21 protein-coding genes and 2 pseudogenes are annotated in these 24,972 nt (G+C 64.6%); 10 read left to right on the forward strand and 13 right to left on the reverse strand.

The annotated features are described in order from the left end of the window. Positions 1-23 precede the first annotated feature (23 nt). On the reverse strand, positions 24-998 hold the full coding sequence (locus QM782_RS20830) for a Bug family tripartite tricarboxylate transporter substrate binding protein (protein ID WP_415204787.1): 975 nt from the start codon (positions 996-998) through the stop codon (positions 24-26). 75 nt (positions 999-1,073) lie between these two features. On the opposite strand from QM782_RS20830, the gene QM782_RS20835 reads away from it, so the two are divergent. Next, a complete protein-coding gene (locus QM782_RS20835) occupies positions 1,074-1,859 on the forward strand; it encodes an SDR family NAD(P)-dependent oxidoreductase (RefSeq protein ID WP_415204788.1) in 786 nt (261 codons plus the stop codon). A 226-nt stretch (positions 1,860-2,085) separates the two neighbouring features. On the opposite strand, the gene QM782_RS20840 is transcribed toward QM782_RS20835, so the two are convergent. The 7 genes and pseudogenes from QM782_RS20840 to QM782_RS20870 all read right to left on the reverse strand — a co-directional run bounded on the left by QM782_RS20840 (position 2,086) and on the right by QM782_RS20870 (position 8,917). Next, complete coding sequence (locus tag QM782_RS20840; protein WP_415204789.1) at positions 2,086-2,793, reverse strand: hypothetical protein; 708 nt, start codon at positions 2,791-2,793, stop codon at positions 2,086-2,088. A 78-nt stretch (positions 2,794-2,871) separates the two neighbouring features. Then, positions 2,872-3,468: a hypothetical protein gene (locus tag QM782_RS20845; protein WP_415204790.1), complete on the reverse strand. Its 597-nt coding sequence runs from the start codon at positions 3,466-3,468 to the stop codon at positions 2,872-2,874. Positions 3,469-3,528: 60 nt separating this feature from the next. After that, a complete protein-coding gene (locus tag QM782_RS20850; RefSeq protein WP_415204791.1) occupies positions 3,529-4,626 on the reverse strand; it encodes a DUF6708 domain-containing protein in 1,098 nt (365 codons plus the stop codon). Positions 4,627-4,795: 169 nt separating this feature from the next. Next, positions 4,796-5,728: a DUF6708 domain-containing protein gene (locus QM782_RS20855; RefSeq protein ID WP_415204792.1), complete on the reverse strand. Its 933-nt coding sequence runs from the start codon at positions 5,726-5,728 to the stop codon at positions 4,796-4,798. A gap of 73 nt (positions 5,729-5,801) precedes the next feature. Further along, positions 5,802-6,830: a DUF6708 domain-containing protein gene (locus QM782_RS20860; protein ID WP_415204793.1), complete on the reverse strand. Its 1,029-nt coding sequence runs from the start codon at positions 6,828-6,830 to the stop codon at positions 5,802-5,804. Further along, the gene (locus tag QM782_RS20865) at positions 6,827-7,723 is read right to left on the reverse strand and encodes a hypothetical protein (protein ID WP_415204794.1); all 897 of its coding nucleotides are present in this window, start codon (positions 7,721-7,723) and stop codon (positions 6,827-6,829) included. Before QM782_RS20865 ends, QM782_RS20860 begins: the two co-directional genes overlap by 4 nt. A 175-nt stretch (positions 7,724-7,898) precedes the next feature. Beyond that, a pseudogene (locus QM782_RS20870) lies at positions 7,899-8,917 on the reverse strand (IS30 family transposase). A gap of 150 nt (positions 8,918-9,067) precedes the next feature. On the opposite strand from QM782_RS20870, the gene QM782_RS20875 reads away from it, so the two are divergent. From QM782_RS20875 to QM782_RS20915, 9 genes and pseudogenes are all read left to right on the forward strand, one after another. Further along, entirely contained in the window at positions 9,068-9,979 is a 912-nt protein-coding gene (locus tag QM782_RS20875) for an Imm71 family immunity protein (RefSeq protein WP_415204795.1), read from the forward strand. A gap of 86 nt (positions 9,980-10,065) precedes the next feature. Then, positions 10,066-11,173: pseudogene (locus tag QM782_RS20880) on the forward strand (IS4 family transposase). A gap of 163 nt (positions 11,174-11,336) precedes the next feature. Continuing rightward, positions 11,337-12,272, forward strand: a complete 936-nt coding sequence (locus tag QM782_RS20885) for a PoNe immunity protein domain-containing protein (RefSeq protein ID WP_415204796.1) — start codon at positions 11,337-11,339, stop codon at positions 12,270-12,272. 24 nt (positions 12,273-12,296) lie between these two features. Further along, on the forward strand, positions 12,297-13,175 hold the full coding sequence (locus QM782_RS20890) for a PoNe immunity protein domain-containing protein (RefSeq protein ID WP_415204797.1): 879 nt from the start codon (positions 12,297-12,299) through the stop codon (positions 13,173-13,175). Next, positions 13,172-13,969, forward strand: a complete 798-nt coding sequence (locus QM782_RS20895) for a PoNe immunity protein domain-containing protein (RefSeq protein WP_415204798.1) — start codon at positions 13,172-13,174, stop codon at positions 13,967-13,969. The genes QM782_RS20890 and QM782_RS20895 overlap by 4 nt, the downstream gene beginning before the upstream one ends. Before the next feature lie 29 nt (positions 13,970-13,998). Continuing rightward, complete coding sequence (locus QM782_RS20900) at positions 13,999-14,436, forward strand: hypothetical protein (RefSeq protein ID WP_415204799.1); 438 nt, start codon at positions 13,999-14,001, stop codon at positions 14,434-14,436. Positions 14,437-14,587: 151 nt separating this feature from the next. Then, a complete protein-coding gene (locus QM782_RS20905) occupies positions 14,588-14,896 on the forward strand; it encodes a hypothetical protein (RefSeq protein WP_415204800.1) in 309 nt (102 codons plus the stop codon). A gap of 408 nt (positions 14,897-15,304) precedes the next feature. After that, complete coding sequence (locus QM782_RS20910; RefSeq protein ID WP_415204801.1) at positions 15,305-15,502, forward strand: hypothetical protein; 198 nt, start codon at positions 15,305-15,307, stop codon at positions 15,500-15,502. 173 nt (positions 15,503-15,675) lie between these two features. Beyond that, a complete protein-coding gene (locus tag QM782_RS20915) occupies positions 15,676-20,010 on the forward strand; it encodes an autotransporter domain-containing protein (protein WP_415204802.1) in 4,335 nt (1,444 codons plus the stop codon). Between the two features lie 420 nt (positions 20,011-20,430). Here the strand turns inward: QM782_RS20915 and QM782_RS20920 are convergent, their stop codons facing one another. From QM782_RS20920 to QM782_RS20940, 5 genes are all read right to left on the reverse strand, one after another. Next, the gene (locus QM782_RS20920) at positions 20,431-21,150 is read right to left on the reverse strand and encodes an ABC transporter ATP-binding protein (protein ID WP_415204803.1); all 720 of its coding nucleotides are present in this window, start codon (positions 21,148-21,150) and stop codon (positions 20,431-20,433) included. Further along, positions 21,147-21,959: an ABC transporter ATP-binding protein gene (locus tag QM782_RS20925; protein ID WP_415204804.1), complete on the reverse strand. Its 813-nt coding sequence runs from the start codon at positions 21,957-21,959 to the stop codon at positions 21,147-21,149. The genes QM782_RS20920 and QM782_RS20925 overlap by 4 nt, the downstream gene beginning before the upstream one ends. Next, positions 21,956-22,843: a branched-chain amino acid ABC transporter permease gene (locus QM782_RS20930; protein WP_415204805.1), complete on the reverse strand. Its 888-nt coding sequence runs from the start codon at positions 22,841-22,843 to the stop codon at positions 21,956-21,958. Before QM782_RS20930 ends, QM782_RS20925 begins: the two co-directional genes overlap by 4 nt. Then, positions 22,836-23,729 (reverse strand): branched-chain amino acid ABC transporter permease, encoded by an 894-nt coding sequence (locus QM782_RS20935; RefSeq protein WP_415204806.1) that lies wholly within the window; start codon positions 23,727-23,729, stop codon positions 22,836-22,838. The genes QM782_RS20930 and QM782_RS20935 overlap by 8 nt, the downstream gene beginning before the upstream one ends. Before the next feature lie 70 nt (positions 23,730-23,799). Then, entirely contained in the window at positions 23,800-24,912 is a 1,113-nt protein-coding gene (locus QM782_RS20940) for an ABC transporter substrate-binding protein (RefSeq protein ID WP_415204807.1), read from the reverse strand. Positions 24,913-24,972: the final 60 nt, after the last annotated feature.

The following is a 24,972-nucleotide window of genomic DNA, read 5'->3' on the forward strand; positions in this document are numbered from 1 at the left end:
GGGATGGTGGCGAACGCTGCCGCCTACTTCTGCGGCCCCAGCTCGGTCGCCCGGACGGCCTTGCCCCAGTGCTCGATGTCCGCGCGCAGCACGCGCGAGAACTCCGCGCGCCCGGTGGCCGTGACGCGCAGGCCCGCGTCTTCCAGGCGGGTGCGGATGGCGGGCGACTTGCTGGCCTTGATGATCTCGGCGCTCAGCCGGTCGACGACGGCGGCCGGCGTGCCCGCCGGCGCGAACACGCCGTACCACGAGGCGAACTGCATGCCCGGATACCCGGCCTCTGCCGAGGTCGGGACGTCCGGGAACATGGCGGAGCGGGTCGGGCTGGTGGTGAGCAGCGCCTTGAGCTTGCCGGCCTTGACCAACGGCAGGGCTGCGGCATAGGAAAAGTACTCGGCGTGGATGTCGCCGTTGAGCAGGGCCGTCACCTGCTCGCCGGTGTTCCGGAAATGGATCGGCTCGACCTTTGCGCCGACTGCATCGGCGAAGAAAAAGGCGCCGAAATGGCCGACGGTGCCGGGGCCGGGCGTGCCGAAGAACAGGGAAGGCTGTTTCCTGGCCCAGGCGGCGAACTCCTGCATGGACCCGGAGGGCACGCGCTCCGGATTGGTGACCAGCACCAGGTCGGTGTCCACGACGTGCGACACCGGCACGAAGTCGCGCTCGACGTCGTACGGCACTTTGCCGATGGCCGGCAGGATGGTCATCTGCGGCATGGCGGCGACCATCAGCGTGTAGCCGTCCGGCGCCGCGCGCGCGGTTTCCTGCGCGGCCAGGGCACCGCCGGCGCCAGACTTGTTCTCCACGATCACGCCCTGCTTGAAGGTGTCCTCCAGGCCGTGGGCGAGCACCCGCGCCACCACGTCGGCGCCGCTGGCAGGGGCGTAGCCGACCAGCAGCCGCAGCGGCTTGGATGGGAAGTCGGTGTCCGCGGCGCTGGCCGGCAGGCTCAATACGAACGGCAGGATGGCCAGTGCACGGCGTAGGTGGCTCTTCATGAGGGCTCCATCATGTTGTCTCCAAGTTGGTGCATTATGCATAATGTTGAATCAAGATCAATCCATGGAGGCGGCATGCGGTTTCAGGATCAGGTGGTGGTGGTCACGGGCGCCGCGCGCGGCATCGGCTTCGCGGCCGCGCAGCTCTTCGCTCGGGAGGGGGCGCACGTGGTCGTCAACGATCTGCACGCGCAGGCGGTCGAGCAGGCGGTGCGGGCGCTGCAGGACGCGGGCGGAAGGGCGCGCGGCTTGCCCGCCGACGCCGGCGACGAGGGGGCCGTGCGCGCCGCCGTGGCGCACGTCGTCGCCGAGTGCGGCCACATCGACGTGCTGGTGAACAACGCCGGCATCATGGTGCGCGCCGCCGCGGAGGAACTGGACTCGGCCGCCTGGCGGCGCGGCATGGCGGTGAACCTGGACGCGGTGTTCCACTGGTCGCAGGCCGTCGCCACCGCGTCCATGATTCCGCGCCGGCGCGGCGCCATCGTCAACGTGGCGTCGCTGGCGGGACTGGTCGCCATTCCCAACGGCGCTGCCTACGTCGCCTCCAAGCACGGCGTGGTCGGGCTCACCAAGGCGCTGGCGGTGGACTGGGGGCGCTACAACATCCGGGTGAACGCGCTGTGCCCCGGCATGACCTGGACCGACCTGTCCAAGAAGGACCAGGAGCGCGATCCCGGCATGTTCATCGAGCGGGAGCGACGCATTCCGCTCGGCCACGCGGCCCAGCCGCAGGAGCAGGCCGAGGCTATCCTGTTCCTGGCGTCGGCCGCCGCGTCCGCGGTGCACGGCCTGATCATGAACGTGGACGGCGGCAACTTGGCGATGTCTTCGGGTTCGTCGCTGCCGCGTGCCCGCTAGCCGCCATATGGGCTGAGGGCCAGTCCTTGAAAGCGATCCGCTCCGGTCAGAAGGGCCCCTCTCAAAACCCCAAGATGAGCAAGATCACGCGCATGGAAATCAATAAGTTACGTCGCCAAGATCAGAAAACCCCAAGGTTTTGAGAGGCTTCAAGCAGTCCGGCTTGCATGGGCTGCCTGATCGGCTGGCTTGGGCAGTACCTCGGTAGTCGGCCTGCCAGGCCAGTTCAAGCATCGCAAGAAAATCTGTTGATTCCCAGCCGTGCGCGAGCATTCTTCAACGCAGAGCTTGCCGCATCTCTCGAATGCATGGTCCTCTGGCTGAGTTCTCGGCTGGCTTCGGAAGAATAGCAGTAGCCGACCTCGGACTGGGGATCGTACAAATAGACAAGAGGTTCAGAAATCAAGAAATCGCCGCGATTGGATTGAATGTGAACGAGTTGGACGATATCGACGGCACCGGATCCATTGGCATCGACCAGCCATTGCGCGCTGATCTCGGAGCAGGTGTCATGCATTGCAGAGGAAGGCAATGGCGCCAGATTGATCTCGCGTGTGCGCTCATCCATGACCGCAAGCCTGCAGTAGCGGTTGGACAGTGACGCATAGCGTACCTGCAGGGGAGCAAGCCACAGCGTTCTGCCACCCGCAAGCACGCGGGCGGAGTGTTTATACCCGGAAATCAGCGGGAATTGGCCTGGAAGTCGTCGATCGCTTTGCAGTTTGCGGGTGACGACTTCGGTGAACTGTTTGCGAAGGATAGTGTTCGGTGGATCGGAACGAGGGATTGGCCTGCGCCAGCCATCTGCCGAAGCAAGCTCTGCAAGCGCAAGAAGAAAAACGCCAAGAGCCAGAACTGCAGCGCATCGTGACCGGCCGGAGCGACCGTGGTGCGAGATTACTGTGCGCTGTCCAATTGTTCTCATGAGCACCATGGAAGGTCGAGTTTGGCGGCGATTCAGCCGAGCTGGGCAAGAGCATTGCACCGGCGGCCGTTTGCAGGACGATGGCCGCTATTGCGTAGCGGGGTGCTGCGCAACATGCCGCCAGATTTCCCGAACTTGCGCGTGCGTGATGCCGCGCCGGGCGTCCGTGTGAACTCCGAGCACGAAGCTGCCGTAGATCAGGACCGGCCGATCCAGCGGGGATACGATGACGCGGCACGTCGCGGTGGCTCGGTAGAGCGGCCGTGATCCGGTGTCGCAATCGACGTCCGCAGCAGCGAATTCCATCTTGCCGGCGTGAAAGCGCTCCATGGCGTACTGTGCCATCGGCGTACCCAGAACCAAGCCGCTGGCGGGGCGCCGGCCGGGCCGCGAGCCGGGAGCGGGATCGCCGTAGGACGAAATGCCCATGTCGGCCACGAAAGCCTTGTTGCTGGTGCGGCAAACGAAGCCGACGTTTCGGTCCGGGTGTACCAGCGAGACATCCACGCACTGCGTAGCAGGATCGTTCGCTTCGAGTGCGCCGTTGCGTTCGACACGGATGCCGGCAATTCCCTTGAACGCTTCGGACAGGTGGTTCGCAGGCTGACCGTCACAATCGGGTGTCGTCATCAGGCAGGCAGAAACCAGCGTGCCGGCGAACGCCGATTTGAAAATATGCCTCATGGCAGGGGCTGGCCAGACGCCTTGGGCAATAGAAGCTTCGGCATGCCTGCAGGCCTCAGGTCAGCGCCACACCAGCCATGCCAGCCAGATCCACACCGCGACGGCCGAGGCGATCCATATCCCGGCAATGAGCTTCTCGTGCGGCAGCATCGGCATGTCATTGGGTTCCGAGCCCGCCGGCGGCCGCATCGGCCCACCCAGGGCCGCCATCTCTTCATAGGCCTGTGGCCACTTCGGTACCCGCGTCGTGAACTTCACCGCCAGGCCCTGCGTCAGCTGCCACGGCCACAGGAAGAACGCCACCGGTGCCACGATCACCACGCCAAAGATCATCCAGCCCAGGCTGCGCTCCTCCTTGGGGCGGCTCGGGTAGTCGCGCATGAAGCCACCGATGAGACCCATGATGTCGAAGAAATTGCGCCAGCCCCTTGGCCGGAACACCAGGTGCCGCTTGACCGCAGGCAACACCTGCGGGCCGTGCTCCATGAACAGCCGGCAATATTCATAAGCGGCCAGCGGCGACTCGCGATCGAGCACGGCAGAGCCGATCTGCGCGATGCGCGGCAGATGGCCCTCGAAACGGACCTCGCCATCGACGTCCTCGTCGACCAGGAGCACCGAGCGGAACCGGTTGACCTGGTACGGCGGCATGCCCACGCTCTGCGCTACCGGCTTGATGGCGTCCCAATCCAGAACCATCGGCCCCTGCTTGCGCGATGCCCAGACGTAGACCTTGCGGCTGGCCCTGTCAAAGCGCAGCGGGGCATCTGTGTAGCCGAACAGGTCGTTGATCAGGATCGTTGAGAAGAAAAAACCGGCGATCGCAAGGATGATGGATATCAATGATCCGATCAAAAGAGTGAAGAAACTTGCATTTGAAATAAGTGACTCTATTCCGGTTGCCGAGAAAATGGCGTAAAAATAAAAAACAATGCTACCTACAACGCTGCTCGCCACCAGCCAAATCATTCCTTTGAAATTTGATACACCCTGTCCAATCTCCAAGGTCGTGCAATTGCTGCGATAGATCAGATCATCGCCATTAGGCCTTTGTCCCGTGTTGCGCCCAACCGGTCCCAGGTATTGCCATGCCCGTGCGCGCTTGTCCAGCGACCCGTAGGTGCTGAATACTCGTCGTTTCTTCTTGGCTTGTACCATTTACTTTCTACCTGCCAGAATCGATTCGTGGTGGGAGGGGAGTGGTGGTTTTTGATGAACCCGGAACATCAATTCCTTGCCTTTGTGCCAGCCTACCGTATTCGGCGGGGAAGGACATGATGTGGCATTATCCGCTCTGCTGATAAACCTGCCAGATATCTCGAGCATTCTAGGCGGAAAATAAATCTTGATCTTGATCGAGTTTCGGACCTACGGCGGCCGTTACTTCAGCCGGCCAGTCGATCCGCGTCGCGGTGCGGTAGCTCAACCAGTTGAAGACGCCCCACAGCAGGAACAGCGGCACGAACACCGGGAACAGTACGTGGATCAGGATCATGAATCCCACGTTGTCCTTCCACCAGCGCTTGTACGAAGAACCAACCGGGCCGACCGCAACCAAGCTTTGCCACAGGCCCTTCGGCGGCCGAGCCGGCGCCAGTGTTTCTCCAGGCGGCAGGTGCGGGCCACCTTCTTCCATGAAGCGGCGGATGTGCTCCCACAGCGCTGGCACGGTCTGTTCGCCTAGTTCCAGCGTGTGGCCGATGGTGAAGCTGTCGACGATGGTGGGATCAGTGGCGCTTTTCTTCACGTTGAATACTAACGCGTGGTAGCGCGTAACCGTGGAACCAGTGGTTGTCAGCGTGGCTTGATGTTCCACGCCGATCAGATCCCAGTTGTATTCTGCGGCGCGTAGCGGCCAGCGCTTGAATAAGCCTCGCCAGCCGGGTTGCGTATCCCGAAATATACGATAGACCTTGCGGTTTCGGCGATCGAAGATCGTCGGTTCGTCTTCCGGTCGGAAGAGTTCGAGGCGGGCAGTCCAGAGGGGTAACCAGATGCAGAAGGCCAAGAACAGAAATGGGGCGATCCACAGAGGGGCGTCCCAAAAACTCCTAAACTCCCACCATGTCTCTGAGCCAAATATCAGTGATACTGGCCAAATAATCAAGCCTGTCCCGAATATTCCCCATATTACAAGAAGGCCTCTTAAGCCTTGAGGGCTGCCGGTATACTCAATTGCTTCAATATATCTGGATTTTATGTATCCCAGGGAAATGGCACTTGATGCGGCCTGCTCGTTCTTGTTGAGTTTCCTGATCATTCCAGGGCTTTCTACTCTCGGCCGTTTCTCTTCAAAATTTTCCCCACCGTCTCTTCAGAATATCAAGACGACCTTAATCAAGGCTTGGCCCCACGGCGGCTTTTACTTCGATTGACCAGTCGATTCGCGTGGCAGTGAGATAGCTCAACCAGTTGCAGAGACCCCACAGCAAAAAGAATGGCACGAACACAGGGAATAACACGTGGATCAGGATCATGAACCCCGCGTTGTCCTTCCACCAGCGCTTGTACGAAGAACCAACCGGGCCGACCGCAGCCAGGCTTTGCCACAGGCCCTTCGGCGGCTGAGCCGGCGCCAATGTTTCTCCAGGCGGCAGGTGCGGGCCACCTTCTTCCATGAAGCGGCGGATGTGCTCCCACAGCGCTGGCACGGTCTGTTCGCCCAGTTCCAGCGTGTGGCCGATGGTGAAGCCGTCGACGACGGTAGGATCGGTAGCACTTTTCTTCACGATAAATACCAGCGCGTGATAGCGCGTGACCGTGGAGCCAGTGGTCATCAGCGTGGCTTGGTGCTCTACATCGATCAGGTTCCAGTCGTACTCTGCGGCGCGCAGCGGCCAGCGCTTGAACAGGCCTCGCCAGCCGGGCCATGTTTCACGGAATACGCGGTAGACCTTGCGATTTCGGCGATCGAAGATCGTCGGCTCGTCTTCGGGGCGGAAGAGTTCGAGACGGGCAGTCCATAAAATCAGATAGATGCCAAAGGCGCAGAGTGTCGGCAAAAAGAGGGTGCCGCCAAGAATCGTGACGAACCAGTCGGAAGAGGCGAGCATTGAAGGCCCGAAACGGGCAACAAGCCAGAAACCGGCCATTGAGCCAAACAGCCCCCAGATCAATAGTAGGCCGCGTAACCCTTGCGGACTACCTGTGTACTCAATGGCATCTGCAAAGCGAGCTTTGAGATAACCGTTAGTCGTGACTGTGGTACTTGACCTATTCTGTTTTGAAAACTTTCTCAATGTTCCGGAAGATTTTTCCTCATGTTGCGCGTTATTGCCGCAGGCTTCGTCTTTGCTGTCGAAATGCGGCGCATGGTCGCCCTTGATGATTTTTCCGTGTCTGCGAAATGATGGCGTAGTCATTGGGCTACAGGCTCCCGGGCTTTACTATTGGATGCTTCTTCGGTGCCCGATTGCATGGTGTCAATAAGCCCATCCTTTTCTGTTTTCCAGTCCCCTTTGGGGTATTTGTCATCTCCTTTGCCAAAGTAACTCCGGCTGACCCACTTTTGTAGCGGCGTTGGGGTCAGAACGATTGCGACAAATTGGAATAGAAATCCAGCACCCAGTAGTAACAGGCCCCATCCTGTGACGGATATTCCAAGCACGGTCGGAGTGCCTTGTGCGCCAATTCGCAAAGCCACCGCTGTGGCAGAACGTTGAGTTACAGCACCGCCTACCTGTCTAGCAACGATCCATTCGGCAGCTATGCCAACACTGGCGGCAGTTGATGTCAATGCTATACCAGTTAGTGCAACGCCAGATAACAAGTAGGCTCGTACCGCATTACGATTTCCGGTCCTGTCCGCATCCTCCATCTTGGCAAAGGCGCTGGCCGCACCAATTACACCACCCGCAGCCCCAGCAATATTCCCGGCAAACCGTATTGATGCCAGCGAGATGCTTTTACTAGCTCCCTGCACGCCGGCTTGCGCGATCGTGCGCGTATTCATTATCACTGCCCACAGTTCCAACAGCCCACCCAGCACCCCAGCCGTGCTGTCATACACGCCGAACCACGCGTCGCGCACGTCCTTTCGAGTCTTGGCATCTGCCAATGAGCCAAGTCCGTTCACCAGGCCGATGCCTTGCACGACGATGCTGCCGATGGCCAGCCTGCCATCCATGGTCAACGTCATGGCACGCAGGTCGGATACGTTCTGCGCAAGCAACTGCCGCATCGAAGTGATGCCTTTGGAGCCAAAGCGCGATTGTTGCGCATACAGCGTCAGGAATTGCTCCTTGCTCAGTACCACGGCAGATCCGGCCGCTGCCGCTGCCGAAGCTCCCGAAGGCCCGGCACTGAGGGTGCCGCCGGCCGGTGCCTTCAACAGTGCATCCACATTTCCCTGTGCGGCCCTGACAGCATCTGTGTCGGTCAACAAGGGCGGTCTCAAATCCGAAATGCAACACCGGGCATTTGTTGATCGATTAATGGATTGTCGCGTCGCGGTGTTCGGCGATGCCGTGCACGAGGTCGCGCATGGCCTGGATGGGGCTGCGCCAGTCCAGTGTGGCGCGCAGCCGGTATTCAGCAGGTCGGCAATGCAGTCCAGTTCGTCCTGGCAGTAGACCGACAGATCCGTGCCCTTGGGCAGGAACTGGCGCAGCAGTCCGTTGGTGTTCTCGCAGCTGGCGCGTTGCCAGGGGCTGTGCGGATCGCAGAAGTACACGCGCATGTTGGTGTTGCGGGCCAGTTCGCGATGGCGCGCCATCTGGCGACCTTGGTCGTAGGTCAGCGCCTTGCGCAGCGGCGCGGCGATCTGGTGCAACTTGGCGGTGAAGCCGGCCAGCGCCGATTCGGCCGTCGCATCCGGCATGTGCGCCAGCAGCACCAGGCGCGTCGTGCGCTCCACCAGCACGCCCACACAGGACTTGTTGCCAGCACCCTCGATCAGGTCGCCCTCCCAGTGACCAGGCATGAGCCGATCATCGACCTCGGGCGGGCGCACGTGGATGCTGACCATCTCGGCAATCCGGCCACGCCGGTCCTGGCCCGCAGAGCGCGGCCGGCCTGTGCTGCGGCCTTGGCGCAGGCATGCCAGCAAGGCCTTGCGCAACTCGCCCTTGGGATGCGCGTAGATGGCGTTGTAGATCGTCTCGTGGCAGACGTGCAGTTCGGTGTCTTGGGGCCACATGCGCTTGAGTGTCCGCGCGATCTGCTGGGGCGACCAATACCAGCTCAGCATGTGGGCCACCAGCGGCCACAGCCGCCCGTGCGGATCGAGCTTGGCGGCAGGTCTGGCGGCTTGTCGGCGTGCAGCGCACGTCTGCTGCGCCGTCTTCCAGGCATAGCTGCCGGCCTGCTGGTTACGACCCAACTCTCGGCTCAGGCTGCCTGCGCTGCGCCCCAGCGTCCGTCCGATGCATCGCAGGCTCTGGCCTTGCGCCCTCAGCGTCTGCAGCATCACCCGCTCTTCAGGCTGCAACTGCTGGAATCTTCTCCTCATCTTCACACCCTACCTCATGGGCCGGGTGTTGCATTTCGGATTTGAGACCGCCGGGTATATTCATCCACCCAGCACCGGCACCGTGCAGGCCGCACGTCTCGCTGCACGTGAACAGGCCAGCAAGGAACACCGCGAGGTTGTCATCGCTCCATGAACATCCCACTCCCCCGCCAGGACGTGCTGCTGCCCAACGAACACGAGCGCAAGCAGATCTTCTGCTGGCTCAAGCAGGTCTCGTCATGGACTGCGTGGAACCGCATCCTCGGTTATTACAAGGCATGGGCGGACGCTGCCGAGCAAAGTGTGCGTGCCGCCGACAATGCGGGGATTCTGGAAAAGTCCACTATTTCGTATGACGACTACGTCTACATCCTGAAAGGCCTGGCCCATTTCGAGGAAGGCGTGCGACGTCTACGCAAAGGCGACAAGCGCGTGTTTCAGTACAACGCCCATGGCGAGTTCGCCATGGCGGGCCGCGCACCTAATCACTGGAGCATCGGCATCTGGGGCCGCGGCGAGATGGGGATCGACTACGAACACACTCCCCATTGGGAGGAGTTCGAGTGCACGCTTAAGCAATTAAATGCTGCATCGGGCGAGTGCGGAATGGTAATTCTTGAAAGTGAGCATCTCGATGCAGCCGTCCCGAATATTTACGGCGTCTGGTTGCAGGAAAATCTTCCGAAAATGCAATTCCCACGAATGGTTTTCGACATCCCCGACCCTTCAGAGGATGTACTGATCCGCACAGGAAAGGTCATTCCTTACACCGGAATCTGGGAGCCTGTGAATAATCCCAAGCCCAAGGGATTCAGCCTGTTCAAGCAGCCGCCTTCGCGTGGCCCGTTTCCTGTCGTCGGCTGCATGAACTATCTACATGGCGCTTCACCTGCCCCACGTGCAAAGCTAGAAACAGAAACAGAAAGCCTCCGTGCGGACGTCACTTGGCGCCTGCTATGGCGCGACGACCGCTACGAGGATGGCAGCATTCCCGAGGAAGAGCGCGATTACCGTTTCTTGCAGCCCGGCCCCATCAATCCCATCCGATTACCCAGAACTTGAGCCCTCTCTCGTAATCTCTTGATTTGTTGAAGACGATGGATCGGTGGCGAGGCGAGATGAGTTGGGCGACAGAGGCGTTTGCGGATCTGGACCTGGGGGATGGGAGGCGGAACCGACGGCTGGTCCGGATGGCCGAGAATTTTGCCCGACAGCCCTCGCGGAGCATCCCGAGCGCCAGCGGGGGCTGGGCCGAATCGAAGGCGGCGTACCGGCTGTTCGCGTCGGACAAGGTCGGCTGGCGCGACATCCTGCAGCCGCACTGGGCCAGCAGCCAGCGGCGCATGAGCGAGCAGCCGGTGGTGCTGTGCCTGCAGGACACGACGGAGCTGGATTTCAACGGCCAGAACATCGTGGGCCTGGGGCGGCCGAGCTACGAGGCGCCGCGCGGGATGTACGTACATCCGACCTACGCGGTGACGCCGCAGCGCGAGCCGCTGGGGGTGGTCGACGCGTGGATGTGGGCACGCCGGCCGGTGGGGGACGACCCGGCGCCGGTGGAGAGCACGCGCTGGATCGAAGGCTACGAACGCGTGGCGGAGTGGGCCAAGGAGTTGCCGCGAACGCGGCTGGTGTATGTGGCCGACCGCGAGGCGGACATCGAGGCGCTGATGCAGCGCGCGCACGAACTGCAGCATCCGGCGGACTGGCTGATCGGCTGCCAGCATGACCGCAAGCTTGCGGGCCAGGGCAAGCAGGCGCAGGGCCAGACCAAGCGGTGGGAGACGGCCACGGCGGCTCAGGCGCTGGGAACGATCCAGTTCACGCAACCCTCGCGACTGGTACCGGGCCCGCTGGGAGATCGAGCTGCTGTTCAACAGCGTCAAGAACGCCTGCCGGGTCGAGGCGCTGCAGTTGAGCACGATGGCCCGGCTGGAGAAGGCCATCGCGTTGTACCTGGTGGTGGCCAGGCGCATCGCACGGCTGATGCGCCTGGGGCGAACCTGCCCGGACCTGCCGGCCAAGCTGTTCTTCGAGCCCGACGAGTGCAAGGCCGCCTGCATCGTGCTGGACAACAAGCCGCCGCACGCGGCGACCCGGCTCCATCAGGCGATCCGCCTGATCGCCACGCTGGGCGGCTTTCTTGGCCGCAAGAGCGACGGCCAGCCCGGCGTCAAGACCATGTGGATCGGCCTGCAGCGCGTCGCCGACTTCGCCGCCGGCATGTACCACGCACGTCTCGCCGGATTGCTCTGATTTGTGGGTAATCGGATGGGTACGCCGTCCCGCCGAGCCTCGTGCACAACCGGGTGTTGAAGCGGGCTTCCCAAGACCGCTTCTTGCGGCCGTCCTCGGCGTGGGCGGCCCGCGCCGGCGGTTCGGCCAAGGGTATCCTCGTGCCAGCTTGTGCTTCCCTATCATGGTCAAGAACTACGCAGTACCGACGGAGGAAAGCCTGTTCCTTTCCCGGAGACGAGACATCGGATTGGGCTATCCGGCCTACAGGCGCAAGGCAACCGGCATTGCTGAAAACTTCGATTTCATGACCTCGGCGTTTCTGGCGCAACGTGCGGCGGCACCAGACTGCACCCCTTCCGACCTTGCAACTTCCGCGCACGCCAAGGCGTTGGATGCCATCACCTACTTGCATCTTCAGTACAGTGCCGGCCAACCCATCGCGGACCTTTCTCGCTTTTTCGTCGATGCACTTTCGTTCTGGGAGGAATATGCCAGGTACCACGAGGCTTTCCACCAGTCGCCTACGGCGCCCTACGTGGTCGCGCACCTGACGCTTCGCGACGACGGTTATTGGGATGCGATCCGCCTTGTGAGCTTCGGCGCATTGCTGGGCTTCACCCATGATCTGTCACGCGTGTGCGCCGTCATGGATTACGGCAACCAGCCTCGGGACGGCCTCCTCGATCGCTTGGTCGCCCCCTTCGTTGCCGGGCGCGCGCCGCTCCCCGACACTTGTACCCGCCACCTGCCGTACTCCAAGCTGCTCAAGGTTTTCGACGCCTCGCCGGACAAGCGCCCGGCGCTCATGGCGAAGTACATGGACGAGTGGTACACCGCCAGCCGTCGGGAGCCCTATTACGGCTCGCAGCAGAAGGGCCGCGAGCACGGCTACCTGGGCCTGTGGAGCTTCGAGGCGGCCGCGGTGACCTACGTGCTGCAGATCGACGACAGCAGCTATCGCGACAAGGATTTCTATCCGCGCGACCTGGTCGACCACGCGCGCAGCCTGCCGCTGCCGCCGGAGTTGGGCGGCGTACCGGCGTTGCCTCTCGCGCTTTCCGAGGCGGCCTTTCCGTCGACCGATCAAGTCGAGGCGGCTCGCAGCCCGGCGAACTGAAGCACCTCCCGAAGAATATTGGCCGTGCAAGGGAAAATCGTGAATCGACGCCAGAAATTCCTGACCGAAGTCGGCTATGCGGAGCTCGAACGGGAGATTGCCGATGCGATCGAACTGTTCGGTCGGCAGCCGGCGGCCTCCGGGCAGACGGTGGAGGAGGGGTGGTTGATCTCGACGCGCCAAGTTGCATGGAGCCATTTCGAACGGCTGATCCTGCGGTACACCGCGGGCGAGGAGATTGCCGGTTTGCGAGGATCGCTGGAGTCCGCCATCGCCGCTTTCGAGCGATATGCCGAACAGCTTTGGGCACAGAGCAAGGATCGCAACGATCTCGCCTTCGAGTTCAGCTACATCGATCATTACTGCGCGCTGTTCCAAATCGTCGGGCTTTGCTTCTTGCTGCACAGGCGGGACCTGGTGCCGAGATTGGCGGCCTTGCAGGACGGTCTCGATGCCGTCGGGCAGAAGGGCCAGGGCATGGGTGGCGCGGACTGGATATTCGAAGAGTTCATGTCTTTCGCGATGGGGCCGGAAAATCGGTACGAAAGTGAAACCATGCATTGGGCGCGGCCCTACGAGGCATTGGCAGATGCGTTGAGCAGCGAGGACAACGCTGCCGCAGTCAAGGATCTGGATCGCTTCCTGAAGCGCTGGTACAAGGACTTGGCCGGCACGGGCTGGCATGACAGCCACAAGCCCAACGAGAAGGGCGAGCAAGGTGGCTACTACGGTTACTGGAGTTTCGAGGCCGGCGCGGCGGTGCTGTTGCTGGGCATCGAGGACGACAGCTGCCTGCACAAGTATCTCTGCTACCCCAAGGACATGGTGGCCTGGGCGCGCACGCATGCCGTCTTGAGCAATGCCGATCTTCGAGTCGACTGCGGCTGTGGATGCACACCATGAACGAATGCTTTCGATTTTCTCGTCGCCAGGCGTTTTTGACAGAGGTTTTCCTCGACGCCGCCGATGCCAACTACACTTTCTTGCTCAACTCCATTGAAGTGGAGATCGCCCATGCCCGATCGCGCGAACTGGTCAGTCTTCATCATGCGACCCGTTCGCGACTCCGGTTCGAGCAATTCGTACTGCGTTTCACTGCGGGCCGAAGCATCCCCAGCCTGCGTGCCGAACTGCCGCGGGTCATCGAGGCCTTTGAGCACTACGTGCAAGCCCTTGCAATGCAGGAAGGCGTGCCCTGCATGGCGCCCTTGGGCTTTGATGATCTCCATGAATACGAACGTGCCTTGCAACTCGTGAGCCTGTGCTACCTGCTGCATCGCCGCGACCTGCTGCCTCGCCTGCGCGGACTGCTCGATCCCGCCTACGCGGGCGAAGACACGGTCTATGAAGACCTCATGTCCTTCGACGTGGCTGGCCGCGCCGACGTAGACCAGTGGTACCACGCCGAGCCGTATACGGCCCTGGTCAATGCCATGTACCTTGAGAGGCCTGGGGCGAATGCCGCGTTGAAGAATTATTGCGTGTCCTGGTATGCGTGCTTCGAACGGGCACCCTGGCATGGCAGCCACACGCGCATCGAGGGCACCGAAGGCGACTACTTCGGCTATTGGGCCTTCGAGGCCGGTGCGGTCGCGCTGCTGTACGACCTGGACGACAGTGCCATCGATGACATGGTTTATCCGCGCGATCTTGTGGCTTGGGCGAGAAAAAATCGCATCTTGAGCGAAGGGATGTGAAGAGGATTTGCTGATTGGATGCGGACAGGATGAAATATAAAATCTATATCGCCATGGGGTCGATGGCGTTTTTCATGGCCGGCTTTGCGGCTGCCGAGCTGTGGAAATTTCCGAGGACAACAAGAATCCATGTCTTGCAGACGCCGCTGTTGCTTGCATCACCGGATGCATCGGCAGGCTTGCACATGCTGCCGAAAGGCACCACCTTGTATTTTGACAAGGCATATCCGGAAGGCTTCACGCGATACAGGATCTACGTCAATGTAGACCGCATGCCGCTCGCGCTGGAGGAGTTGGCCGATTCGACGGAGATCATCCCTGTCGAAGCGTACCCACCTGACCGGGAAGACCTGCGCCGATTGCTGGCAGGCTATCCGCTGACGCGCGATGAACTGGCCGCGATACTGAAATCGAATCGATTCGAACGGCAGGAGATTCGTTCACTGCTGCAGGAATACAGCCAGTAGCCGTACCGGCAAGGGCACGTCGCGTGCCGGCGCGTGGCGCGCCGGGCCGCCGGAGCGACTGCACTCGGAGGCCTTTCGCGATGTCCACCGTGTCGGCCCGCGTGACTTCACCCGCCAGCGCAGTCTGAGCCTGCCCACCTCGGTGGGCTGCATGCTGCAGCACCTGGGCAACAAGTGCGTACGGGGCCCGCTCGATGCCTTCTTCTCCGCCCTGGGCGGCCGCGCGCAGGCCGTGCGCGCGATCAGCGAGAGCGCCTTGTGCCGGGCGCGGCGCAAGTTGAAGGCTTCGGCCTTCGTGGTGCTCGGCAGCGGGTTCAGGGCTGGCACCGCGAAGGCCGCGCCAGCACGCTGGTACGGCTTGCGCATGGTCGTCGGCGATGGCTCGTGCCTGCGCCTGCCGCGCTGGCGCGGGCACGCGCTCGCTTTCGGCGATGGCCCCGCGCGGATGGCTCGGTCGTGACGGCGTGCTGCGTGGGGCTGCTGTCGATGGCCACCGGCCAGTTTTTCAAGACCCGCCAAGCAGTGGCTGCACCTGTAGGGCTGGAGCAGCCAGTTGCTCCAAGCGATCGCACAGGCGGTGGCGGCGCCAACATCGCCCAGGCCTGTGCGCACAGGCGCAGCGGGCTGTACCGGCGGCAGGCCGGCGCGCCCATCGAGTCAGCCTAGAAACGGCAGGTGGGTGGTGTCGAAAACAAAGAAAGCAAGTGTTGAAAAGGGGTTAGGGCCGTTTTTGGCAACCGCGGAGCAGTTCCCAATGGGTGAGTCGCGAAGTCGATCCATTCCAGGGTGCGGAAAGCAATTGCCTGCATTCCGACCAGTCAACTGCCGTTCTTGGGGTCGGCCACGCCCATGCACTGCGCCATCTGCCGTGGGTAACGCTGCATGCCGTGCTGGTCCGCATCGCCCGACCGCGCAAGAAGATCCGGCCGGGACGAAGCCGGCGCTCGCCGGCACGGCATCGGCGGCGCTCATCGGCCCAGGCGGGCTGATCGGAGAGGCTTCGCTGCATGGCATCGGTGCGCTCGAGATGTTGTTGACAAGCGCTTCGAATTTGAACGATTATTGAACGTTTATTAAAAGAAATTTGGGTGATTTTTGATGCAGGTTGCTCGGATCGGACGCGTTGGCTTCATAAAACAACCCGAAACCTGCGCATTGCGCTCGGTGTTGCTGGTGGCATTGGCAGCCGGGGCGGGTGCGGGGCCGGCCCGGGCTGATGGCGGGATGGGGAGCGTTTTGTTGAACGTTCCCGTGAGCCCGGGCGGCAGGGATGGGACCCTGGCGCAGGCGGTCGGTGCGGATGGCGTTTTTACGCCCACTGGATCCCCCGGTGGCTATCCCGGTGGCGGTGCCGTCGATCTCACGACCGGCAATGGTGCCCATGGCGGCGCTCGGGGCGGCGGCGGAATCGGTACCGGCGTGGGCGCTGTCCTCGGTACGCCCGGTGCGACTGGTGCGGCGGGCCTGGTCGTCACGGCGCCCACCACACTCACCACGACCGTGGTCGGTGGCGCGGGCGGTGCCGGGCAGAACGCGGTCGATTATGTCAATACGACCGGTGGCGGCGGTGGCGGGGGGGTTGGTGTGACCACTAGCGCGGATCTCACCATCGGGGGGAGCGGCCGCGTGACCGGCGGCGCGGGCTATGCGCAGAGAAACGCGGGTGGCGGTGGCGGGGGTGTTGGCATCTTTTCCTCCGCCCAGGTCACCGTGGCCGCGGGCGGTACGGTGACAGGTGGCATAGGCGGCGGCGGGACCGGTGTTTCAGGCGGTGGGGCTGGCATGGGCATCGTCCTGGCCGCGGGTGGCGGCCTGACCAACAGCGGAACGATTAAGGGAGGCATTGGCGGCGGGGGTGGGATTACAAACGGCGGGGGCGACGGTGGGGCCGGCGTCTGGGTGACCGGTGGCGGAATCGTGGTCAATGCGGCAGGGGGATCGATCACCGGCGGAGTGGGGGGCTCCGGCAGATACAACGCAGCAGGCACCCGCGGTGGCCTGGGCGGAGAGGGCGTCAAGGGCAGCCACATCACGCTGATCAATGCGGGCACCATCGCCGGCGCGATGGGCGGGACCAGTACCGGTGGCGCAGCGCCTGTGCTCGCCAACGCCGTCACGTTCCTGGGCGGCGTCAATTCTCTGGAGATCCAGGCCGGCTCGACGATCACCGGCAACGTGGTGGCCTACAGCCCGGCGGACGCCTTGAAGCTGGGCGGCCCTACCGACGCGAGCTTCGATGTCTCCCAGATCGGCGCGACGGCGCAATACCGAGGGTTCGGAATCTATGAGAAAACCGGCGCCAGTACGTGGACGCTGACGGGCACCACCAACGCGGTCACGCCGTGGACGATGACGGCGGGCATCTTGCGGGTCGCGAGTGACGGCAACCTGGGCGATCCGTCCGGGGCGCTCGCCTTCGATGGCGGCACGCTGGAAAACACGGCCACGGTTACCTCGGCGAGAGCCGTGACCCTGGCCGGCAACGGCACGCTCCTGACGGACCCCGGCACGACGCTGACCTTGAATGGCGCGATGTCAGGCCCGGGTGTGTTGACCAAGGCGGGCACGGGCAACCTGACCTTGACCGGGGCCAACAGCTACACGGGCGGGACGGTTCTCGCCGCAGGGACCCTGACGGGTTCGGCGAGCAGTTTCGGCAGCGGCGCCCTCCTGAACCAGGCGGCGCTGGTCATCGATCAGCCCGCCGATGCCAGCTTGGCCAATGCGATCAGCGGCACGGGCAGCGTGACCAAGACGGGGTCAGGCAACCTGACCTTGACCGGGGCCAACAGCTACACGGGCGGGACGGTCCTCGCCGCAGGGACCCTGACGGGTTCGGCGAGCAGTTTCGGCAGCGGCGCCCTCCTGAACCAGGCGGCGCTGGTTATCGATCAGCCCGCCGATGCCAGCTTGGCCAATGCGATCAGCGGCACGGGCAGCGTGACCAAGACGGGCGCGGGCAACTTGACCCTGACCGGGGCCAACACCTATGCGGGCGGGACGGTCCTCGCCGCAGGGACCTTGACGGGTTCGGCGAGCAGCTTCGGCAGCGGTGCTCTCCTGAACCAGGCGGCGCTGGTCATCGATCAGCCCGCCGATGCCAGCTTGGCCAATGCGATCAGCGGCTCGGGTAGCGTGACCAAGGCCGGCGCGGGCAACCTCAGCTTGACCGGGGCCAACACCTATGCGGGCGGGACGGTCCTCGCCGCAGGGACCTTGACGGGTTCGGCGAGCAGCTTCGGCAGCGGTGCTCTCCTGAACCAGGCGGCGCTGGTCATCGATCAGCCCGCCGATGCCAGCTTGGCCAATGCGATCAGCGGCTCGGGTAGCGTGACCAAGGCCGGCGCGGGCAACCTCAGCTTGACCGGGACCAACACCTATGCAGGCGGGACGGTCCTTGCCGCAGGGACCTTGACGGGTTCGGCGAGCAGCTTCGGCAGCGGGGCTCTCCTGAACCAGGCGGCGCTGGTTATCGATCAGCCCGCCGATGCCAGCTTGGCCAATGCGATCAGCGGTACGGGCAGCGTGACCAAGGCGGGGGCAGGCAACCTGACCCTGACCGGGAGCAATACCTATACGGGCGGGACGAACCTCGCCGCGGGAACCCTGACGGGTTCGGCGAGCAGCTTCGGCAGCGGGGCCATCCTGAACAATGGCGCGCTGGTCATCGATCAGCCCGCCGATGCCGGTTTTTCCAATGCGATCAGCGGTACGGGCAGCTTGACCAAGACGGGTGCGGGCAACTTGACCCTGACCGGGACCAACACCTACACGGGCGGGACGGTCCTCGCCGCGGGGACCCTGACGGGCTCCGCCACCAGCTTTGGCAGCGGCGCCATCCTGAACCAGGGCGCGCTGGTCATCGATCAGTCCGCCGATGCCGGGTTGGCCAATGCGATCCAGGGCTCGGGCAGCCTGACCAAGACGGGCGCGGGACGGCTCAACTACACCGGTACGGGCACGCTGTCCGGCCCGATCTCGGTGGCGGCGGGCACCCTGGCCGTGAATGGATCACTGGCAAATTCCGTGGTGACGATCCAGAACGGTGGCGTTTTGGGAGGCAATGGCACGGTCGGCGCCACCACGGTGCAGCCAGGGGGGACGATCGCACCCGGAAACTCCATTGGCACCCTGCATGTCAACGGCGACTACAGCCAAGCGGCGGGCGCCGTCTATCAGGTGCAAGTCGATCCCCGGTCCAACGCCTCCGACCTGATCGTCGTGAGTGGGGCAGCGACTTTGGCGCCCGGCGCCGGTGTGCTGGTCGAAAAGGCCGCGCCCGGTGACTATCAGGTCGGTGCCCAGTACACGGTATTGACTGCTGCCGGTGGCGTCAGCGGGACGTATGGCCTGAGCGGGGAGACCCAGGTGCCGTCGCCGTATCTGGCCCTGCGCGACACCTACGACGCCAACCATGTGTACCTCCAGGTGGTGCAGACAGTCGACCCCGCCTCTGTCGCGCAAACACCCAATCAGGCCGCCGCGGCAGCCGGCTTCCATGGTCTGCCGCAGACCGGGGCGCTGGCGACCGCGCTACTCAATACGCCGACAGCCGAGGCCACACGCGAGGCGTTCAACCAGCTGTCCGGCGATGCCCTGGCGACCACCAAGGGCCTGTTGATCTCCAGCAGCTTCTTGATGCGGGACGCCGCGCTCCACCATCTGCGCGGCGCGCTGTGTGCAGCATCGAACGGCGATGACAACCGGCAGGCCGACCATCGCCGTATTGGCCAGGATTGCCCGGCGGTCGCTCGGCGATCCGTCCTGTGGACGCAAGGCTTCGGATCGTGGGGACGGCTCCATGGAGACGCCAATGCCGCGGGTGGCAGCCAATCGACCGGAGGTTTTCTCATCGGCGGCGACATTCCCGTCCAGCATTGGCGCGTCGGTGCATTCGCTGGCTACAGCCGCAGCGATTTCACGATCGATGGGCGCAGTGCGTCGGGGACCAGCGACAACTACCATCTGGGCGTCTACGGGGGTACGCAATGGAGTGGCCTGGACCTGCGCCTGGGCGCAAGCCATAGCTGGAATCATCTCGACAGCAAGCGCTTGGTCGCGTTCGGTAGTTTCTCCAATGATTTGCGGGCCAGCTATCACGCCAGGACTGTGCAGGTCTTCGGCGAGGTGGGCCAGCAGTTCGACGTCGATGCGGTCCACGTCGAACCCTTCGCCAACCTGGCGTATGTGAATCTGCACACCGCCGGATTCAGCGAGCGCGGCGGCAGCGCGGCATTGACCCATGCATCCGCCAGCGACGAAGTGACTTTCACGACGCTGGGCATCAGGCCTTCGGCCCGCATCGCGATCGGTTCCGTCCATGCCACCGTGCGCGGCATGCTCGGCTGGCAGCACGCCTTCGGCGATGTGACGCCGACCTCCGTCGTTTCTTTCGCGGGCGGAAGCTCCTTCGCCGTGCAGGGGGTGCCCATTGCCAGAAATGCGGGAGTGGTCGGGGTCGGTCTGAGCTTTGAGCTGTCAAGGTCCGCCATGCTCACCTTGGCATATGGTGGCCAGTACAGCAGCCGTGAGTCCTATCACAGTATCAACGGCGTGCTGGCGATCGAGTTCTAGCAGTACTGCATCGATGCGAGATGAGCGCCGCCTCTACGAGAGCCGGCGCTCATCGCCCGAATACGCGAGAAAAGCCGGCCGGGACGCAGCTTCGCACGCCAGCACGGCATCGCTGTCGTTCAGCGAGCCGGGAAAGGCTTGTCGGTGGAGGCTCCACTGAACCTGGAAACGGCAGGTGGGTGGTGTCGAAAACAAAGAAAAGCAAGTTCTGGCGCGGGGCTGCGGCCGTTTCTGGCAACTGCGGGGCAGTTCCAAATGGGTGCGTCGCAAAGTCGATCCATTCCAGGGAGCGGCAAGCACTTGCTTGCGTTCCGACCAGTCAACTGCCGTTTCCAGGCTGAATGGCACTGGGGGCATTGCGAGGGCAGGCGGCATGGCCGAATCGCGGAGTGGCGGAACATCAGCCGGGTGGCGGCATCCTCAGTGCGCCCGGCCGCCCAGGTACAACTCGCGCATCTGCGGGTCGCGCAGCAGCTCGCTGGCCACGCCCTCCAGCGCCACCTTGCCCATCGAGAGCACGTAGGCGCGGTCGGAGATGCGCAGGGCCTCCATGGCGTTCTGCTCGACCATCAGGATGGTGACGCCTTCCTGCTCGCGCACGCGCACGATGGCCTCGAAGACCTCGTGCAGCACCTTGGGCGACAGGCCCGCGGACGGCTCGTCGAGCAGCAGCACGCGCGGGCGCGGCATCAGCGCGCGGGCCAGCGCCAGGATCTGCCGCTCCCCGCCCGAGAGCGAGGCGGCCGGGGCCTGGAGCTTGCGCGCCAGCACCGGGTAGAGCGCACACAGTTCGCCGATGCGCGCGCTCACCGTGGCCTTGTCCAGGTAGTGGCCGCCGACCTGCAGGTTCTCGCGCACCGACAGCACGCTGAACACGTTCTCGGTCTGCGGCACGAAGCCCACGCCCAGGTGGCGCACCTTGTAGGGCGCCGGGCGTTGCGACACGTCGGCCCCGTCGATGCCGACGCGGCCGCTGCGCGGCAGCAGGAAGCCGGCGATGGTCTTGAGCAGCGTGGACTTGCCGCAGCCGTTGGGGCCGAGCAGCGTGACGATCTCGCGGCTGCCCGCGTGCAGCGAGATGCCCTTGAGGATGTCCACCTCGGCGCTGTAGCCGGCCACCACGTCCTGGACGTCGATCATGCGTCCTCCCGCGCCATGGCGTCGCGGGCGGCGCTGCCCAGGTAGGCCTCGAGCACGCGCTCGTTGGACGCCAGCTCGTCGGGCCGGCAGCTGGCGACGATCCGGCCGCGGTCGAGCACCACGCAGCGGGTGCACAGGGACTGAATGAAGTGCATGTCGTGCTCCACCACGACCAGGGTCATGCCGGCGGCGTTGAGCCGCAGCAGGGCCTGGACGATGTCGTTGCGCAGGTTGGGATGCACGCCGGCCGTGGGCTCGTCGAGCATCAGCATGCCCGGGTCGCCCATGAGCGCGCAGACGATGCCCAGCAGCTTCTTCTGGCCGCCGGACAGGGCGGACGCGGGCAGGTCGCGCACCGGGTCGAGCAGCAGCTCGTGCAGCAGGCGCGCCGCTTTGTCGCGCGCCGCGGCTTCGGCCGCGCGCTCGCCGCGCGGGCGCAGCAGCGTGTCCCACACGCCATGGCGCGCGGTGGCGGCGGCCATGGCCACCTCCATCACCGACATCCTGGTGGGCATCGACGGCAGCTGGAAGGTGCGCGCGATGCCGCGCGCCACGATGCGGTGGGCGGGCAGGCGCTCGATGCGCGTGCCCTTGAAGACCACCTCGCCGCGGTCGGCGGCCTCGAAGCCGGTCACCACGTTCAGCAGCGTGCTCTTGCCCGAGCCGTTGGGGCCCAGCAGGCCGACGATCTCGCCGCGCGCCACCGCCAGGTCCACGCCCTCCAGCACCACGTTGCCGCCGAAGGCCTTGCGCAGGCCGGCGACCTGCAGGATGGGGCCGCCCATGCCGTCATTCACGCCGCCGCTCATGCCATCCTCCGCACTTTCTCGGGCAACAGGCCCTCGCTGCGCCACAGCAGGCAGGCCAGCAGGATCAGGCCGATCAGGCCGATGCGCATGGCGCCGGCGGTGTCGGACGAGAACTGGAAATGGTCCTTGGCGAAAGGCACCAGCGTATGGGCCGCCTGCACGACCGCCACGCCCACCAGCACGCCGGCGGTGTTGCCCAGGCCGCCGATCATCACCATCGTCCACAGCAGGAAGGTCTCGGCCGCGAGCATGTAGTCCGGCCCCGCGAAGCTCATGTAGTGCGCATAGAGCGAGCCGGCGATGGCCGTGAGGGCCGCGCCGCTCATCACCGCGCGCGACTTGAGCGCGACCAGGTCGTAGCCCATGCAGGCGGCCAGCCTGGGCTCCTCGCGCATCAGCCGCAGCGCGCGGCCGAAGCGGCCGTTGCCCAGCCGCCGGCAGGCCCAGGCCGCGGCGGCCACCAGCAGCAGCACCACCGCCATGAAGCCCACGGCGTTCCACGGCCGCGGCCAGTCCTCGAACAGCGAGGGGATGGCGGCGATGCCGTTGGCTCCGCCCGTGAGCCAGCCCTCGTTGGTGGCAATGGTGCGCAGGATCTCGGCGATGGCCAGCGTGGCGATGCCCCAGTAGTCCGAGCCGAGCTGGCGCCCCAGGCGCGCGATGCACCAGCCCAGCGCCATGGCCAGCAGCACGCCGGTGCCGGCGCCCAGCCAGGCCGGCCCGCCGGCCTGCATGACGATGCCGGTGGCATAGGCGCCCAGCCCCGCGAAGGCGATGTGGCCGAAGTTGAGCAGCCCCGCGTAGCCGGCCTGCAGGTTCAGGCCCAGCGCCATCAGCGCGTAGATGCCGGCGATGGTGACCGAGGAGACGATGTAATCAGACACGGCGCACCTCCCGGTCGAACAGGCCGTAGGGCTTGAACAGCAGCGCCAGCAGCAGGATCAGGAACGAGGCTGCGCCGATGTAGGCCACCGGCAGGAAGGCCAGGTCCTTGCCCACCAGCCAGCCGAAGTTGACGTTGGTGACGACGGTCTCCGTCAGCGCGATCAGCACCGCGCCGGCGACCGCGCCGAGCGGGTTGCCCAGGCCGCCGAGGATGGCCGCCGCGAACACGGGCAGCAGCAGGTCGTTGCCCAGCTGCACGTGGGCGCCGATGGACAGGGCCAGCAGGCTGCCGCCCAGCCCGGCCAGCACGCCGCTGCCAAAGCTCACCAGCCGCGTCAGCCGCGCCGCCTGCAGGCCCGAGGCGGCGGCCAGCGCCGGGTTGGAGGCCAGCGCGCGCAGCGCCCGGCCGGTGCGGGTGCCGAACAGCAGCAGCGAGAACAGCACCAGCAGCACCAGCGTGGTCGACACCGCCCACAGCTGGGTCTGCGACAGCCGCGCGTCGCCGAACACGATCGGCTGCGCCAGCGGCAGGTTGAACATGCGCGGGAAGGAGCCCGCGAACCCCTGCACGCAGGCGATGACCAGCAAGGCCACGGCCAGCGAGCCGATCATCGCGATGGCCGGGCCGGCGCGCAGCAGGCGCTGGAACACCAGCTGCTGCAGCGCCAGCGTCAGCAGCCCGGCCACGGCGCTGCCCACGGCCACGGCGGCCACCAGCGGCAGCCCGGCCGCGTGCGCCGCGAACGTGGCGTAGGCGCCGACCATCGCCACCTGCACGTGCGCGATGTTGGGGAACTTGACCAGGCCGTAGACCAGGCTCAGGCCCAGCGCGATCAGCGCCAGGTCCGAGGCCCGCAGGAGGGTGTCGATGAGGAGTTGAAGCATGTCGCCGCCGGGGGCTGCTCGTGGAGGGGCGCGCCGCCGCCCGCGCGGGGCGGCGGCGCGGCGGGCGCGGTCAGCGCGGGACGACCTTGCCGTCGAACTTCAGCTTGGCGTAGGGCGGATCGACGCGCTGGCGGTCGGCGTCGAAGACGATGGGGCCGGTCACGCCCACGTAGCCGCCCTTGCCGATCTCCTTGAGCGCGGCCTGCACGGCCGCTGCGTCGGTGGACTTGGCCTTGTTCATCGCGGCCGCGGTCAGCATCACGGCGTCGTAGGCGTAGCCGGTGTAGGAGGTCTTCATGCCTTCCTTGTACTTGGCCGCGAAGGCTTCAGCGTAGGCCTTGCCGGCGTCGCCGTACACGTTGCCCACCTCCATGCCGAGCTGGCCCTTGGCGATGTCGGCCGGCGTGTCCGACAGGCTCATGCTCAGCAGGATCGCGTACCAGGGCTTCTGGCGCAGGCCCAGCTCCATGGCCTCGCGGTTGATGACGGCCGACTCCTGGCCGTAGGCGGTGTAGATGTAGGCATCGGGCTCGCTGCGCGACATCTGCTGCAGCTCGCGCCGGTAGGTGGACTGGCCCTGCGTGTAGAGCAGCTCGGTCACGACCTTGCCGCCCAGCTTCTCGAACTCTTCCTTGAAGCCGTGGGCCACGCCCTGGCCGTAGGCGTTGTTGGGCGCCAGCATGCCGACCTTGCGGTAGCCCAGCGCCCAGGCATCGGCGGCCGAGAACTTGTTGCCCAGGTTCTCCAGGCCGATCAGGTTGAACGAGGTCGCGCCCAGGTCGCGGATCTTGACGCTGGTGCTGGCGATGTTGATGTGCGTGACGCCTGCCTTGACCAGGTACTGCGCCATGGGCAGCGTGATGCCCGAGGAGTATTCGCCGATGACGACCGGCACCTTGTCCACCGTGGCCAGCTTGCGCGCGGCGTTCAGGGCCGTGGTCGCGTTGCCGCCGGAATCCTCGACGACCACGTCGAATTTCTTGCCCAGCACGCCGCCGCCGGCGTTGACCTTCTCCACCGCCAGCATGACGGCGCGGCGCACGTCCTCGCCGACGGTGGCGTTGGAGCCAGTGAGCGACAGCACGGCGCCCATGCGCACGCTGTCCTGGGCCTGGGCGTGCGTGGTCGAGGCGGCGAGCGCCAGTGCGGCCAGGGCGAGGGTGTGGCGGCGGTTCAGGTTCATGGAAGGATTCCTCGGTTTCTGGGTGGAGGGATGCGGCGCGGCGGCCGCGGGCGGGGGAAA

The sequence above is a fragment of the Pseudorhodoferax sp. genome (assembly GCF_047601025.1).
In the GTDB taxonomy this organism is placed as follows: Bacteria; Pseudomonadota; Gammaproteobacteria; order Burkholderiales; family Burkholderiaceae_C; genus Pseudorhodoferax.